Annotated in this window: 16 protein-coding genes; 10 read left to right on the top strand and 6 right to left on the bottom strand. The window is 70.8% G+C overall.

The window, feature by feature from the left end; translation table 11 throughout:
- Positions 1–107: 107 nt before the first annotated feature.
- The 4 genes from OG485_RS37890 to OG485_RS37875 all read left to right on the top strand — a co-directional run bounded on the left by OG485_RS37890 (position 108) and on the right by OG485_RS37875 (position 4,338).
- Entirely contained in the window at positions 108–1,601 is a 1,494-nt protein-coding gene (locus OG485_RS37890; protein WP_328673137.1) for an APC family permease, read from the top strand.
- A gap of 45 nt (positions 1,602–1,646) precedes the next feature.
- On the top strand, positions 1,647–3,278 hold the full coding sequence (locus tag OG485_RS37885) for an amidohydrolase (RefSeq protein WP_328673136.1): 1,632 nt from the start codon (positions 1,647–1,649) through the stop codon (positions 3,276–3,278).
- Between the two features lie 146 nt (positions 3,279–3,424).
- A complete protein-coding gene (locus OG485_RS37880; protein ID WP_328445204.1) occupies positions 3,425–3,787 on the top strand; it encodes a DUF1304 domain-containing protein in 363 nt (120 codons plus the stop codon).
- Positions 3,784–4,338: a TetR/AcrR family transcriptional regulator gene (locus OG485_RS37875; RefSeq protein WP_326783982.1), complete on the top strand. Its 555-nt coding sequence runs from the start codon at positions 3,784–3,786 to the stop codon at positions 4,336–4,338. Before OG485_RS37880 ends, OG485_RS37875 begins: the two co-directional genes overlap by 4 nt.
- 33 nt (positions 4,339–4,371) lie before the next feature.
- Here OG485_RS37875 and OG485_RS37870 read toward each other — a convergent pair whose 3' ends face one another.
- Entirely contained in the window at positions 4,372–5,217 is an 846-nt protein-coding gene (locus OG485_RS37870; RefSeq protein ID WP_328673135.1) for a hypothetical protein, read from the bottom strand.
- Between the two features lie 133 nt (positions 5,218–5,350).
- Complete coding sequence (locus OG485_RS37865) at positions 5,351–6,361, bottom strand: GlxA family transcriptional regulator (protein WP_328673134.1); 1,011 nt, start codon at positions 6,359–6,361, stop codon at positions 5,351–5,353.
- 71 nt (positions 6,362–6,432) lie between these two features.
- Between OG485_RS37865 and OG485_RS37860 the strand changes: the two genes are divergently transcribed.
- From OG485_RS37860 to OG485_RS37840, 5 genes are all read left to right on the top strand, one after another.
- Positions 6,433–7,383: an NADP-dependent oxidoreductase gene (locus OG485_RS37860; protein WP_328673133.1), complete on the top strand. Its 951-nt coding sequence runs from the start codon at positions 6,433–6,435 to the stop codon at positions 7,381–7,383.
- 301 nt (positions 7,384–7,684) lie between these two features.
- On the top strand, positions 7,685–8,065 hold the full coding sequence (locus OG485_RS37855; protein ID WP_328673132.1) for an anti-sigma factor antagonist: 381 nt from the start codon (positions 7,685–7,687) through the stop codon (positions 8,063–8,065).
- A gap of 166 nt (positions 8,066–8,231) precedes the next feature.
- Positions 8,232–9,041: an alpha/beta fold hydrolase gene (locus tag OG485_RS37850; RefSeq protein ID WP_328673131.1), complete on the top strand. Its 810-nt coding sequence runs from the start codon at positions 8,232–8,234 to the stop codon at positions 9,039–9,041.
- Positions 9,041–10,309, top strand: a complete 1,269-nt coding sequence (locus OG485_RS37845) for a PP2C family protein-serine/threonine phosphatase (protein ID WP_328673130.1) — start codon at positions 9,041–9,043, stop codon at positions 10,307–10,309. Before OG485_RS37850 ends, OG485_RS37845 begins: the two co-directional genes overlap by 1 nt.
- Positions 10,306–10,674, top strand: a complete 369-nt coding sequence (locus tag OG485_RS37840; protein WP_328673129.1) for an STAS domain-containing protein — start codon at positions 10,306–10,308, stop codon at positions 10,672–10,674. The genes OG485_RS37845 and OG485_RS37840 overlap by 4 nt, the downstream gene beginning before the upstream one ends.
- Before the next feature lie 92 nt (positions 10,675–10,766).
- Here the strand turns inward: OG485_RS37840 and OG485_RS37835 are convergent, their stop codons facing one another.
- Positions 10,767–11,603 (bottom strand): formate/nitrite transporter family protein, encoded by an 837-nt coding sequence (locus OG485_RS37835; RefSeq protein ID WP_328673128.1) that lies wholly within the window; start codon positions 11,601–11,603, stop codon positions 10,767–10,769.
- Positions 11,604–11,957: 354 nt separating this feature from the next.
- Between OG485_RS37835 and OG485_RS37830 the strand changes: the two genes are divergently transcribed.
- On the top strand, positions 11,958–12,416 hold the full coding sequence (locus OG485_RS37830; RefSeq protein ID WP_328673127.1) for an ATP-binding protein: 459 nt from the start codon (positions 11,958–11,960) through the stop codon (positions 12,414–12,416).
- 75 nt (positions 12,417–12,491) lie between these two features.
- Here the strand turns inward: OG485_RS37830 and OG485_RS37825 are convergent, their stop codons facing one another.
- From OG485_RS37825 to OG485_RS37815, 3 genes are read right to left on the bottom strand one after another with little or no spacing between them, the layout of a single operon-like run.
- Entirely contained in the window at positions 12,492–12,770 is a 279-nt protein-coding gene (locus OG485_RS37825; RefSeq protein ID WP_326783991.1) for a gas vesicle protein K, read from the bottom strand.
- Complete coding sequence (locus OG485_RS37820; RefSeq protein ID WP_328673126.1) at positions 12,767–12,994, bottom strand: gas vesicle protein; 228 nt, start codon at positions 12,992–12,994, stop codon at positions 12,767–12,769. Before OG485_RS37820 ends, OG485_RS37825 begins: the two co-directional genes overlap by 4 nt.
- A 3-nt stretch (positions 12,995–12,997) precedes the next feature.
- Positions 12,998–13,807 carry a GvpL/GvpF family gas vesicle protein gene (locus tag OG485_RS37815; RefSeq protein ID WP_328673125.1) on the bottom strand — a complete coding sequence of 270 codons (810 nt, stop codon included), beginning with the start codon at positions 13,805–13,807 and terminating at the stop codon, positions 12,998–13,000.
- Between the last annotated feature and the right edge of the window lie 28 nt (positions 13,808–13,835).

The raw sequence follows: 13,835 nt of genomic DNA, 5'->3' as shown, positions 1-13,835 counted from the left end.
TCCGGTGCGGGCACCTTATGACAACGCCGTTGACCTGTTAAGGCCCCGGGCAGTTTCATTCCGGTCATCGGGCCGGAATCAGGCCCCGGGTGCGATCGGAGCAGGCCATGACGCAGAAGCCGTACGGTGTGGATCCCCCGTCCTTGCGCAAGACCCTCGGCCTGCTGGACGGTGTCGCCATCGCCGCCTCCAGCACGGCGGCGACCACCAGCATCGGGATCGGCCTCGGAGTGACGGCGGGGGTGGTCGGGCTGCATCTGCCCGCGATCATGCTGCTGGCCTTCGTGCCGATCCTCGGGATCGCGGGCGCCTTCTCCCGGCTGAACAAGGTCGAGCCGAACGCGGGCAACGGCTATGTGTGGGTGGGCCGTTCGCTCAGTCCCTGGCTGGGTTTCCTGGTCGGCTGGGTGAGCATCGTGGCCACGGTGGCGTTCCTCGCGTACACCACGGCGGTGACCGGTTCGGCGATGATCCAGCTCGCCGGCCAGGCGGGCCTGCACACGGTGGCGGGGCTGGCGCTCGATCCGGGCTCGACCGCCCAGACCACGGCCGTGGGCGTCGTGGTCCTCGTCGCCGTCACGTTCACCGCGGTGACCGGTGTCAGAACCGCGGCGCGGCTCCAGGCCGGGCTGCTGGTCTTCGAGTACGTCGTCCTGCTGGGCTTTTGCGGATACGGCATCGTCACCGGCACGCACCCCTTCAGCCTGAGCTGGTTCGACCCGTTCCGGATCCCGTCGGCGACGGCGCTGGCGCAGGGCCTGCTGCTGTCGGTGTTCTGTTACTGGGGCTTCGAGGCGGCGTTCACCGTGAACGAGGAGGTGCGCGATCCGCGCGACGCCTCGCGGGCCGGGACGATCACACTGGTGACGATGCTGGGGCTGTTCCTGCTCGGCTCGGTGGCCTTCCAGCGGGTGCTGTCCGAGGACGAACTGGCCGGGCACGGTGCCGAGGGGCTGGCCTTCCTGGGGAACCGGCTCGCCGACCAGCCGCTGGCCGCGCTGCCCCTGGTGGCGCTGATGTTCTCCGCGGTCGCCTCGTTGCAGGCCGGGGTGATCCCGACGGCGCGCGGGATGTTCGCGATGAGCCGGGACCGTACGCTCGGGCCCGTGTGGTCCAGGGTCAGTGCCCGGTACGGGACTCCGGCGACCGGCACGCTGCTCATCGGCGCGATGGCCGTGGCGGTGGCGACGCTCTCGCTGGTGATTCCCCGCCTCGCCGACATGATCATGGCGACGGTCAACGCCGTCGGGATCGTCGTGGCGCTGTCGTACGCGCTCATCGCCCTCGCGGCGGCCGCCCGGTTCCGCGGGCTGCTGCGCGAGAACCTGTGGGACGGGATACGCGCGGTAGTCCTGCCCGCTCTGAGCGCCGTGGCGCTGCTCGGCCTCGGCGGCTATCTCGCCTGGTCCTTCTACGACTCGGCCGATCATTTCGAGGTCAGCGCGGACAACGGCTGGTTCCTGCTGCTCACCCCGACCCTGATGATCGTCTCGGGCTTCGTGGCCGGAGCGTGGGCCAAGTGGGTCCGCAGGTCCGCGTACTTCACCACCGGGCGGGGAACCGACGCCGACGCACCCCAGCTCCTGGCCACCGCCGACTGAGCTTCCGGCGACCCGAAAAAGGAAACGGAAAAAGGAAACGGAACGATGCACGCTGACCTGCTCTTCACCGGCGGCCCGGTGTTCACTCCCGAGGGCCGCACCGCGACGGCGGTGGCCGTCACCGGCGAGCGCATCACCGCCGTCGGGAACGCCGAGGTCCATGACCTGGCCGGCCCGGGCACCGAGGTCGTCGACCTGGCCGGGCGGCTGCTGCTGCCCGGGTTCCAGGACGCGCACGTCCACCCGGTCCCGGCGGGCCTGGAACTCGCCCAGTGCGATCTCACCGACGCGAAGACCGCCGAGGACACCGTGGCCGCCGTCCGCGCCTACGCCGAGGCCCACCCCGAGCGGGAGTGGATCACGGGCGGCGGCTGGTCCATGGAGGCCTTCGCGGGCGGTACGCCCACCAAGGAGCTCCTGGACGCGGTCGTACCCGACCGGCCGGTGTACCTGCCGAACCGGGACCATCACGGCGCCTGGGTCAACAGCCGCGCCCTCGAACTCGCCGGCGTCACCCGGGACACGCCCGACCCCGCCGACGGACGCTTCGAACGGGACGCGTCGGGTGAGCCCACCGGCATGCTTCAGGAAGGGGCCATGCAGTCCGTGGGCCGGCTCACCCCCGCGGCCACCCCTGCCGACCGGCTCGCCGCGCTGCTGCACGCCCAGCGGCGTCTGCACGCGCTCGGCATCACCGCCTGGCAGGACGCGATCGTCGGCACCTTCCTCGGCATGGAGGATCCGTCGGAGGCGTACATGGCGGCGGCCCGTGACGGTTCGCTGACCGCGCGGGTGGTCGGCGCCCTGTGGTGGGACCGGGAGCGCGGCGCCGAGCAGATCCCCGAACTCGTGGAGCGACGGGCCGCGTTGCGGCACGGCAGGTTCCGGGCCGACAGCGTCAAGCTGATGCTGGACGGGGTCGCCGAGAACGGCACCGCCGCGCTGCTCGACCCGTACCTCGACAAGTGCGGCTGCGCCACGGCGAACCGGGGCAAGAGCTTCATCGACCCGGACCGTCTGCCCGCGTACGTGGCCGAGTTGGACGCGCTCGGGTTCCAGTGCCACTTCCACGCGCTCGGCGACGGCGCCGTACGCCATGCCCTGGACGCCGTGGAGGCGGCGCGCAAGGCGAACGGGCCGAGCGACACCCGTCCGCACCTGGCGCATCTCCAGGTCGTGCACCCCGACGACGTTCCGCGCTTCGCCGCTCTCGGCGCCACCGCGAACATCCAGCCGTTGTGGGCCGCCCACGAACCGCAGATGGATGAGCTGACGATCCCCTTCCTGGGGCCCGAACGGGCCGCCTGGCAGTACCCGTTCGGGTCGCTGCTGCGCTCCGGCGCGCGGCTGGCGGCGGGCAGCGACTGGCCGGTCAGCAGCCCCGACCCGCTCCAGGGCGTCCATGTCGCGGTCAACCGGGTGAGCCCGGACGAGCCGGGGCCGGTGTTCCTGCCGGCCGAACGCATCGATCTGACCGCCGCGTTGACGGCGTACACCGCGGGAACGGCGTACGTGAACCACCTCGACGACACCGGGAGCGTACGGGCGGGTGCCCTCGCTGATCTCGTCGTCCTGGACCGCGACCCGTTCACGGGACCGCCGGAGGCGATCAGGGAGACCGCAGTCGCGCTCACCTACGTCGGAGGGGAGCGCGTGTACACCGCGCCGGACGCCTGAGCCGCACGGCCTTCCGGCTTCCCTGAACCACACCCGTTTTCGGGATTCTCCGCCGCCGTCACTTCTTGGACAGTCGTCCAGCTATAGTGGACACCTGTCCAAGAACCTGTCCAAGAAGTGACGAGACGGATCGGAGCCCGCCGACGATGGAAACGGCCGCGAGCGTGCTGGTGGGCCTGGTGGCCGCGCTGCACGCGTACATCCTGGTGCTGGAGATGTTCCTGTGGGAGAAGAAACCGGGGCGGGGGCTCCACGGCTTCGACGCGCCGATGGCACGGGCGACCGCGCCGCTCGCCGCGAATCAGGGCCTGTACAACGGATTCCTGGCCGCGGGTCTGGTGTGGGGGCTGATCGCGGCGGACCCGACCGGGCATGACGCGCAGGTCTTCTTCCTGTGCTGTGTCGTGGTCGCGGGTGTGTACGGATCGGTCACCGCGAACCGCCGCATCCTCTTCGCCCAGGCGCTGCCGGGGGCGCTCGCCCTGGCCGCCGTCCTGCTCGCCGGATGACGCCCGACGACCCGCGCGCCGCCCGGACCCGCGCGAAGCTGCGGCAGGCACTGCTGGAGGAGTGCGCCGAACACCCGCTGGAGGAGACCGGTGTCGCCGCGCTGGTGCGGCGGGCCGGGGTCGGCCGGGCGACCTTCTATGTGCACTACGCCGATCTGGAGGCCCTGGCGGTCGACGCGTGCGCCGATGTCGTACGGGAGGCCGTGGAGGCGCTGCACGCCTGGCGCGGCCGGCCCGACCCGGTGTCCGCGCCCCCCGCGCTGCGGGCCTTCTTCACCGGACTCGCCCCGCACGCCGGTCTCTACCGCGCGCTGCTGAGTCCGGGCGGCGGCGGCCCGCTGGGCCTCGTGCTCCACCGCGACCTGCGGGCCCGCAGCCTGGCCGAGCGCACCCTCGCCGGCGCGCCGGACGCCCCCCTCGTCGCCTCCGCGGTGGCCGCCACCTTCGCGGGCGTCCTCGGGGACTGGCTGCACGGCCTGCTGGAGGGCACCCCGGACACCGTCGCGGACGAGGTCTGGCAACTCCTGGTCGCCCTGCACACGAGCAGATGACACGCCGGGCCGGGCGGCGGACCGCCCGGCGGCTCACCGGCAGCCGAAGCGCGAGGTCGTCGCCGGCCACGCCTCCACCCCGTGCGAGGTCCTGACGTACGCCGTGGACCGGTCCGGCGTCAGCCAGAGCCTCCGGTCGCCGTAGCGGTAGCCGGTGTCACGCGCGTCGGCGGGCATGCGGACGTCCGGGTCGTAGGCGGCTGTGAGGGCCTCGGGCGGGAGGACCCCGCGCGGGTCGCGCGCGTACTGGCGGCCGTACCGGCCCAGGTCGAGGAAGTGCGCGCTCTGCCAGTCGCAGTGCTCGGCACCGGCCGTGCTGGACACCACGGTGGTCGGCACGCGGTGGCCGTCCCGGTCCGTCCAGATCTCGTACCCGTGCGCCTTCGTCCAGCTCGCCGGGAACTCGGAAGGGTCGCAGGACGCGCTCGTCTCCGGGCCCCAACCCGGGCGCCGCGGCTGGTCCTTGGCGACGACGACGGCGACCTTGGTTCGGCCCGCGACGTCGTACGAGAACAGGACCCGATCCCCTTCGGCACGCTCCACCCGGTAGCCCCGATCGGGCAGTTCGGGCTGGTAGATGTCGAAGTACGCCTCCAGCCCCTCCTCGGGGGTCGAACCGCCGTCGCCCTTGCTCCACGCGTCACCCGCGTCGCCCGCCCGTATCGCCCCCTCGCACTCCAGCGCCCGGCCCGCCGCGCCCGAACTCTCCTGCGCGTCCCCGTCGTCCTCCACCGTGTACGGCAGGTCCAGCGGCCCGGTGTACGAGGTGGCGGGCACCGTGCCGGTCACCACCAGCGTGTCGTGCCCGTCCCCGCCGCACCCCGCCGCCGCGAGCCCCACCAGCACCACCGCGGCCACGATCCCGCTGCGCGTCCTCACCACTGTTCCTCCGCCTGTCGTCGGTGCTCCTACGACGCACGGGTGCGGACGTTCGTTCGCCGGCCGGCGCGGACCGCTGCGGGTGATCGCCCGGGGAACGGCGTACGGCCTCGCGCGGACGGTCCCGCCGGGGTCAGCGCGCGGTCTGGAAGGTCCGCCGGTAGGTCTGGGGCGAGACGCCGATCGTCGCCTGGAGGTGCTGGCGCAGCGAGGCGCCCGTCGCGAAGCCGACCTCGCCCGCGATCCGGTCCACCGGCAGATCGCTGGCCTCCAGCAGATGACGGGCCCGGGAGAGGCGCTGCTGGATGAGCCAGCGGCCGGGGCTGAGACCCACCTCGTCGTTGAAGCGGCGGGCGAAGGTGCGCAGGCTCATTCCGGCGTGGGCGGCGAGATCGGTCAGGGTCAGCGGGTCGCCGAGGCGCGCGAGTGCCCAGTCGCGGGTGGCGGCGGTGCTCGCCGTCGAGGGTTCCGGGACGGGCTGTTCGATGAACTGGGCCTGGCCGCCCTCGCGCAGCGGCGGGACCACACAGCGCCGGGCCACCTTGTTCGCCAGTTCGCTGCCGTGGTCGCGGCGGACGATGTGCAGGCAGACGTCGATGCCGGACGCGGCTCCGGCCGAGGTGAGGATGTCGCCGTCGTCCACGAAGAGGACGTCCGGGTCCAGGTCGACCCGCGGGAACAGGCGCCGGAACTCGTCGGCCACATGCCAGTGCGTGGTCGCCGGGCGCCCGTCCAGCAGACCTGCGGCGGCCAGCACGAACGCGCCCGTGCAGATGGAGACGATGCGCGTGCCCGGACGGATGCACGCGAGGGCGGCGGCGACCTCGTCGGAACGTCCGACGGGGAGGGCGGCCGGGGTGACGGCGGCGATCACCACCGTGTCCGCCGTCCGCAGAACCTCAGGACCGTGCTCGACGGTGATGGAGAAGTCGGCGTCGGTACGGACCGGACCTCCGTCGACGGTGCAGGTCACCACCTCGTAGCGGCCGTCCGCCGCGCCGAGGATACGGCTGGGCATCCCCAGCTCGAAGGGATAGACCCCGTCGAGCGCCAGCACCACGACGCGCTCCACGCGCCGCCCCGGCTCCCCTCGCTCCCCGCACCCCGCCCGCTCCGCCTGTTCCGCTCGCTCCGTCTTTTGCATGGCACGATCTTATCGAAGGTTGGCAATCATGCCATTTTCTGTCGCGGCGCCCCCGGGCAGGCTGGTTCACCATGAGCACTGTGAACACGATGCGAGCCATCAGCCAGACCGTCCTCGGCGGTCCCGAGGTTCTTGAGGAAGTGACCCTGGAGCGGCCCTCGCCGCGACCGAACGAGATCCTGGTCCGGGTACGGGCCGCGGGCGTCAACCCGACCGACTGGAAGCACCGCGAGAACGGCGGGTTCCTCGGCGAACCGCCCTTCGTCCTCGGCTGGGACGTCTCCGGCGTGGTCGAGGCGACCGGGATCGGCGTCGCCGCCTTCCAGCCCGGGGACGAGGTCTTCGGCATGCTGCCCTACCCCTTCGGCCACGGCTCGCACGCCGAGTACGTGACCGGCCCGGCCCGCGCCTTCACCCGTAAGCCGTCGGCGATCGACCACACGCAGGCCGCGGCCCTCCCGCTGGTCTCCCTGACCGCCTGGCAGGCACTGACCGAGCGGGCCGGCCTGCGGCCCGGCCAGCGGGTGCTGATCCACGCGGCGGCCGGAGGGGTCGGCCATGTGGCCGTCCAGATCGCGAAGTCCCTCGGTGCGTACGTCATCGGCACCGCGAGCGCGGGCAAGCACGACTTCCTGCGGTCCATCGGCGTGGACGAGCCGGTCGACTACACCAGCGTCGACTTCACCGAGGCCGTGCGCGACGTCGACGTCGTCCTGGACACCATCGGCGGCGATACGGGACTGCGCTCGCTGCGTGTCCTTCGCCCCGGAGGCGTGGTCGTCTCCATCCTGCCGGTCGGGTCCGACGCGTTCTACGAGGAGGCCGAGCGGCTCGGGGTCCGGGCGGTGCGGATGCTCGTCGACGCCGACCGGACGGGCATGAGGGCGGTCGCGGATCTCGTCGAGAAGGGCGCGCTGCGCGCCACCGTCGCCGAGACCTTCCCGCTCGCCGACGCCGCCAAGGCACACGCCCTGGGCGACACGGGCCGGACCACGGGGAAGCTGGTCCTGGTGGTCGACTGACGGCCGCGCGACCGCGCCGCCGGGCGGGCGGGTACAGCGGCCGCCAAGCGCAGCGGCCACCGGGTACAGCGGTGGCCGTGCGCAGCGGCCAACTCGCCGCGCACAGCGAAGACATATGTCAATCGAACATGCTGGAATTCACCTCAACGAGGGTAACTTGCAGAGCAGGAAACGGTTTTACATCGAACCGGCGCCCTGGTCGTGTCCAGTGATCGCTTGACGAGTCGTCGCCCCGGCCTCCGGTGAGCCCGCTCTCGAGCGATCGGGAGCAGGCCCACAGCCGGCTGGAGGTGATGTCCGCGTGGCGAGCGAGTTCGCACCGTGCACCAGTCATCTGCGGATCCACCATGCCCACGGTCATGTGGTGCTGGAACTGCACGGGGAGATCGACCTGCTCGCCTCGACGGAGATCACCCCGCTCCTGGACGCGGCAACCTCGGACCCCGCACCGCAGGTCGTGATCGACCTGCGGTGCGTCGAGTTCTTCGACTGCTCGGGGCTGCGGCTGCTGTACCGCGCCAGGCGCCGCGTCCTCGACCGGGGCGGCCGGCTGCACCTGGTCTGCGCCCATCCGCTGACGCTCCGCATGTTCCGGCTGACGGGGCTCTCGAAGATCCTGCCGCCCGCGGCCTCGCCGGAGGAGGCACTGAACCGGCCCGAGGCCGTCCCGGACCCGTCCTGAGGGCCCGGCGGACCGCTCAGCCGCTCAGCCGCTCAGCCGCTCAGCCGCTCAGCCGCGGGGAGTCCCCCAGGTGGTGATCCACACGTGGCTGACACGATCACGCGTGGTCAACGGGCCGGCCGGGACTTCCGGCCGGGTCCCAGGAGCGGTCTGCGAAGATGGCTCCATGGACGTGTGGGGCAGGAACCACGTAAGGGTGACCGGCCGGACGGGCGGCCCCGTCGTGGTGCTCGCGCACGGATTCGGGTGCGACCAGAACATGTGGCGCCTGGTGGTGCCGCTGCTGGAGCGCGATTTCACGGTGGTGCTTTTCGACCACGTGGGGGCAGGGCGCTCCGACCTGGCGTCGTGGAGCGAGCGGCGATACTCCACGATCGACGGCTACGCCGAGGATGTACTGGAGATCTGTCACGAGCTCGCGCTGGGTCCCGTGACGTTCGTCGGACACTCGGTGAGCGCCATGATGGGTGTCGTGGCCTCCGCGCTGGAGCCCGATGCGTTCAGCGGTCTGCTGCTTCTCGCCCCCTCTCCCTGCTTCATCGACGACCCGGCAACCGGCTATCGCGGCGGGTTCAGCGCCGAGGACATAGAGGAGCTTCTGGAGTCGCTGGACGCGAACTATCTCGGCTGGTCGCGTGCCATGGCCCCGGTCATCACGGGTAATCCCGAGCGTCCGGAACTGGGTGAGGAGCTGACCAACAGCTTCTGCCGCACCGATCCGGACATCGCCCGGGTCTTCGCCCGGGTCACGTTCTTGTCCGACCACCGCGAGTCGCTTGCCCATGTGCGGGTTCCGACCCTCGTGGCGCGGTGCTCCAAGGACGCGATCGCCCCGCCGGAGGTGGGGGCGTTCGTGCAGGCGCGGATTCCCGGCAGCAGGCTGATCACGCTGAATGCCACCGGGCACTGTCCGCAGCTCGCCGCCCCGGAGGAGACAGCTGCCGCGATCGCTGCCTTCGCCGGAGCAGGCCGCTGATGTGCAGAACCGGCCTCAGCGGGAATGGTGAGAGTTCCGCCCCGGAATCTCAGCCCGGCGCCGACCAGGCCGCGTTCTCCGCGTTGCTGGAGGACAGCGCGGAGGACTTGTACGAACACGCGCCGTGCGGCTACCTGTCCACGACCCTCGACGGCCGCATCGCGAAAATCAACCAGACTCTGCTGAACTGGCTCGGATACGAGAACAGCGACCTGGTGGGCCGGAAGGACTTCGCCGATCTGCTCACCGTCGGAGGCCGGCTCTACCACGAGACCCACTTCGGCCCATTGCTCCGTATGCAGGGTGAGATCAGCGGCATCGCCCTGGAACTCAGAACCGCCGGGGGCGGCCGGCTCCCGGTTCTGGTGACCTCTGTCGTTCGCAGCGGCAGTGACGGACAGCCGCTGCTGATCCGCACGACAGTCTTCGACGCCCGGGACCGGCGCACGTACGAGTCCGAACTGTTGCGAGCACGTCAGGAATCGGACCGGGAACGCGAACGTCTGAAGCGACTGAACGCCACCCTGCAGAAGACTCTGCTGCCTCCCACCCTGGTGGACGTGCCCGGACTGGACGTCGCCGCGTACTACCATGTCGCCTCCGCCGACGAGGTGGGCGGCGACTTCTACGACTTGTTCCCCCTGGACTCCGGCACCTGGGGATTCTTCCTGGGCGACGTCTGCGGCAAGGGCGCGGCCGCCGCGGCCGTCACCTCTCTGGCGCGCTACACACTGCGGGCGGCCGCCGTGTACGACCCCGACCCCGCGGCGGTGCTGGCCAATCTCAACACTGTCCTGAATCACGAGTACAACGGCGACGACCCACGCTTCTGCACCGTCATCTTCGGCCTGCTCACCCCGGAGGGGGACGCAGGCGGCTTCCAGGTCACCCTGGCCAGCGGCGGCCACCCGCCGGCCCTGCTGATGCGCTCCGACGGCCACGCCAACTTTCTTCCCACCCCCGGCGGCCAACTCGTCGGCGTCCTGCCCGACGCCCACATCGCCACCACCTCCATCCGCCTCGACCCCGGCGACACGCTGTTCCTGCACACCGACGGTCTCACCGAAGCCCACTCCGCCGGTGCCGCCGACGGCCGCTACGGCGACGAAGCGCTGCTGGAGTTCGCCCAGGAGCTGGCACCCACCACCGCCCGCGACGCCGTGGCCGCGATCCGGGACCTGCTCGACACCTTCGGCACCGGCGTGGACGACGACACCGCGGTCCTGGCCTTCAACGTGCCCCGACACAGCAGTGAAGAGCAGATGTGACCCGCGAGCTGACCGTCCGCACCCGCACCACACCGGCGGGCCCGGTGGTGGAGCTGACCGGCGCCCTGGACCATCACAGTGCACCCGACATCCGCAGACTGCTCCCTGGCCTCGTCCTCTCCCCCGGCCAGCAACTCGTCATCGACCTGGGCCGGCTCACCTTCTGCGATTCCACCGGCATCACGGTCCTCATCGCCGCCCGCAACCACGCGCTGGCATCCGACGCGTCCGTCGTTCTGGCCGCGGTTCCGGACGGAGTGATCCGGACCTTCCGCATGACCGGTCTGGAACAGGTCTTCGCGATCCAGCCCACGGCGCGGGCGGCCGCGGCAGCGTGGACCCGGCCACCTCCCGCTCCCGAATGAAACGCGGGGCAGGCCGCCGAGAACGACCAAGGACCCCGAACGGGACGGCGCCGACGACAGTGATGTCGTCGGCGCCGTTCAGAGACCGGGGGTCAGACCGTGGCGGAGGTGCGGGCGGTGTCCTGGGCCGGGACGGACGGTTCGACGGGGGCCTTGCTGACGGCCGTACGGCCGCCGTCGTTCGCGAACCAGTACGCGGCGGCGACCAGCACCGCTCCGCCCACGATGTTGCCCGGAACGGTGAAGGCGAGGTTGCGGGCGAGGTCAGCGACCTCCGCCTGACCGTTGACGATGCCGAGCGAGAACAGCGACATGTTGGCGATGCTGTGCTCGAATCCGCTGGCGACGAAGGCGAACACCGGCCACCACACCATGGTGGCCTTCGCGCCGTCGCCCGATGCCCGGGTGAACATCCACACGGCCAGACACACCAGCATGTTGCAGAGCACGGCGCGTGCGAACAGCTCTCCGCCCGACGCGGCTTCCTTCGCGGCCAGCAAAGAGCCCAGCAGGCTGGCGGAGGGTCCGGATTTGAGGGTCCCGGCCATGCCTATGAACAGGGCGAAGACCACGGCGCCCACCAGGTTGCCGAGCAGCGACATCACCCAGACCCGCGCCAGGTCCGCCCAGGTGGTCCGGCGGCTGAGCACGCCGAACGTCATGGTCATGCACTGGCTCGTGAACAGATCGGCACCGGCGAACAGCACCAGCAGCAGGGCGACGGGGAACACCGCGCCCTCCACCAGCCTGACGACGCCCGAATGGCCTGCCTCCAGCGGCCCCGCAACGCTGAGCAGCAGAATCTCGCCGACGCCGATGTAAATGCCGGCGAGCATCGCGGAGACCAGATAGCGGGCCGGCGAGCGGACAAGCCGGGACTTCTTGACGGCTAGATCGGCGGATTCGTCAATGGTTGCGGGAATTGTCATTGGCACGGAAACGACATTATGCGCCGCACCGGCGTTTTATCACAGGAGATGGTCCCCAGTCTGCGGGCCTCTCGGTCCGGGTCTTCCGGGTCGTTCGGCACACATCGGCCGTCATGTCCCTTCCAGGGGGATCCCACGCCGCCCGCGGCGGACCGGATCGGACCCCGATCGGCGGCCGCGAACAGCACGCAACGCTCCCGGCGCCGGAAGCGGCGGACCGGCACTGCCCACCACGCACCGCTGTCCCAACGCACGAGGCGGCACGCCCGCACAGCGAAGCAGGTGCGTGAGAGCAACATCTTCCGCGCCACCCGGGGTACATGTCGGGACAATAGGGAACGAAGGTGAAGAGAAATGGACTCATCCGGTAAGGACTCGGAGCCGCCGAGCACTCACCCCATAGCCACCGCTGTCCCTTTGAACGGAGGCAACACCTGCATCGCCGCGGCGCGCCATGTCGCGGCGGACTTCCTCACCCATGCCCAGGCAGATCAGAACGTTGCCGTCTCCGCCCGTGTGATGGACCTGACCCAGCTGGTGGTCAGCGAGCTGGTCACCAATGCCCGTAAATACGCGCCGGGGCCCATCCTCATGGAATTGCGCATCGAGGAGTCCACGGTCGAGGTGACCGTGCGCGACAGCGGCCGCGCCCAGCCGATCGTCTTCGACGTCGACCCCCTCCGAATCGGTCAGCACGGCCTGGAGATCGTCAGGGCCGTCACGCGGAAGTTCCAGGTCCAGGCAGAACCGTCCGGCAAACGCGTCACGGCACACATCGCCCTGGGAGACGACTCAGGACCTGCACCGGGGTGAGCCTGGGGCCCAAGGCGCTCGGGCTGGGTCCGGAAGAGGCCGGGCACGCCTCCGCAACCGGTCGGATCAACCGCGTCAACTCCTGGGCAGAAGGGTCCCGAGCGGGCCCAGGTCGAGATTGAGATCCTCCGGGCGCACTCCGTGCTGCTCGCAGAGTTCCGCCATCCGCTGGTCGAGGAGCATGAGCGTGGTCCCGATCTCATCGACCTGCTCGTCACTGAGGTCACCCTGCTCGACACGGCGGATCGCCTGGCGCTCCATCAGCTGTCTGAGCAGTTCGACCACGGTGAGTACCAGGGCGACCAGGTCGCGCCCCATCCGGTCGGAGTCCAGGTCGAGCCGGGAGCCGCTCACAGGGGGCCGCCGTCCGCCCAGGGAGCCGGGACGCGCTCGTTGACGGACGACAGCAGGGCATGGAGGGACAGCCGCACCAGGGGGACGTCGGCGATGGCGATGACCAGGTCCCCGCTGATCACCACGCCGGTCGCCAGGACGCGGTCCAGCAGATCCACGAGCGGAACGCCGATAGGACCGCTCAGGGGCCCGGGGTCGTCCCAGGGCACCGCGTCGTGCGTCACGGTCTACACCTCACCGACGAAGGAATAGGGCACCCATGGCCCGGACAGCTCGATTTCCGCCCCGGTGCGTTCCCGCAGCGTCTGTGTCAGCAGAGCCAGTTCGTCGGCGCGGTGTTCGGCCACCAGGTAGGTCGCGTTGAGCACCTGGACCCGGCGTTCCCCAGCGGGCTGGACGTGCGGTCGCAACGTGCGGGAGGCGGTGGCGAGGCCCCGGACTTCGGTGTCCACCTCTTCCGCGGTCCTCAGTGCCTCGTCCTGGATCCGCTCGCGGCGCTCCTGTGCGCCTCGTTTTCGATTCAGGTAGGCGAGGCCGGCTCCAGGCGCCGGGCGCGACCGCTCGGGCGGCGTCACGCGCCGGGGCGCCGTCTGTACCGTGTCGTCTCGCGGGCAGGGCGGCGCGTAGACCTTCACACCCCATTCGGCATGGCGTGCAATGCGCTTGAACGCGGCATCGAACCGATCCGCCTCTTTGGCGAGTGCCTCTCGCGCCCTGTCCTCACCGCGGTACAGGGTGGCCATCGGCAGGGGGACCGTCGGGCAGCAGGCCGCGACGGCGGCGACGACGTCGTGGTGGGCGCGTGCGTAGTGTTCCAGTTCCCGCTGGTCGGACAGGCGCGCCTGCCAGACTTCGTCGGTGAAGTCGCTTGCCCGGACGGACTGGACGATGGCCGTCAGTGCCCCCAGAGGCAGTGAGCTCACGGGTGCCTCGTCGGTGACACCCGGCAGCCCGACCACGACCGAGGGGTCCGGTTTCCGGCAGACAGCGAACACGTAGATGGTGTCGCCCGAAAGCTCGGGCCCGCGCTCCGTCATGTGCCTCGGTTCTCCTTGTTCCTCGCCG

This window comes from Streptomyces sp. NBC_00328 (assembly GCF_036139655.1).
Lineage (GTDB): Bacteria > Actinomycetota > Actinomycetes > Streptomycetales > Streptomycetaceae > Streptomyces.
This window is presented reverse-complemented; position numbering and strand designations above follow the sequence as displayed.

Coding starts and splice junctions, on each gene's coding strand:
- OG485_RS37835 (WP_328673128.1), bottom strand. CDS start 11,603: ATGACAATTCCCGCAACCATTGACGAATCCGCCGATCTAGCCGTCAAG.
- OG485_RS37830 (WP_328673127.1), top strand. CDS start 11,958: ATGGACTCATCCGGTAAGGACTCGGAGCCGCCGAGCACTCACCCCATA.
- OG485_RS37845 (WP_328673130.1), top strand. CDS start 9,041: ATGTGCAGAACCGGCCTCAGCGGGAATGGTGAGAGTTCCGCCCCGGAA.
- OG485_RS37890 (WP_328673137.1), top strand. CDS start 108: ATGACGCAGAAGCCGTACGGTGTGGATCCCCCGTCCTTGCGCAAGACC.
- OG485_RS37885 (WP_328673136.1), top strand. CDS start 1,647: ATGCACGCTGACCTGCTCTTCACCGGCGGCCCGGTGTTCACTCCCGAG.
- OG485_RS37850 (WP_328673131.1), top strand. CDS start 8,232: ATGGACGTGTGGGGCAGGAACCACGTAAGGGTGACCGGCCGGACGGGC.
- OG485_RS37880 (WP_328445204.1), top strand. CDS start 3,425: ATGGAAACGGCCGCGAGCGTGCTGGTGGGCCTGGTGGCCGCGCTGCAC.
- OG485_RS37865 (WP_328673134.1), bottom strand. CDS start 6,361: ATGCAAAAGACGGAGCGAGCGGAACAGGCGGAGCGGGCGGGGTGCGGG.
- OG485_RS37815 (WP_328673125.1), bottom strand. CDS start 13,807: ATGACGGAGCGCGGGCCCGAGCTTTCGGGCGACACCATCTACGTGTTC.
- OG485_RS37860 (WP_328673133.1), top strand. CDS start 6,433: ATGAGCACTGTGAACACGATGCGAGCCATCAGCCAGACCGTCCTCGGC.
- OG485_RS37875 (WP_326783982.1), top strand. CDS start 3,784: ATGACGCCCGACGACCCGCGCGCCGCCCGGACCCGCGCGAAGCTGCGG.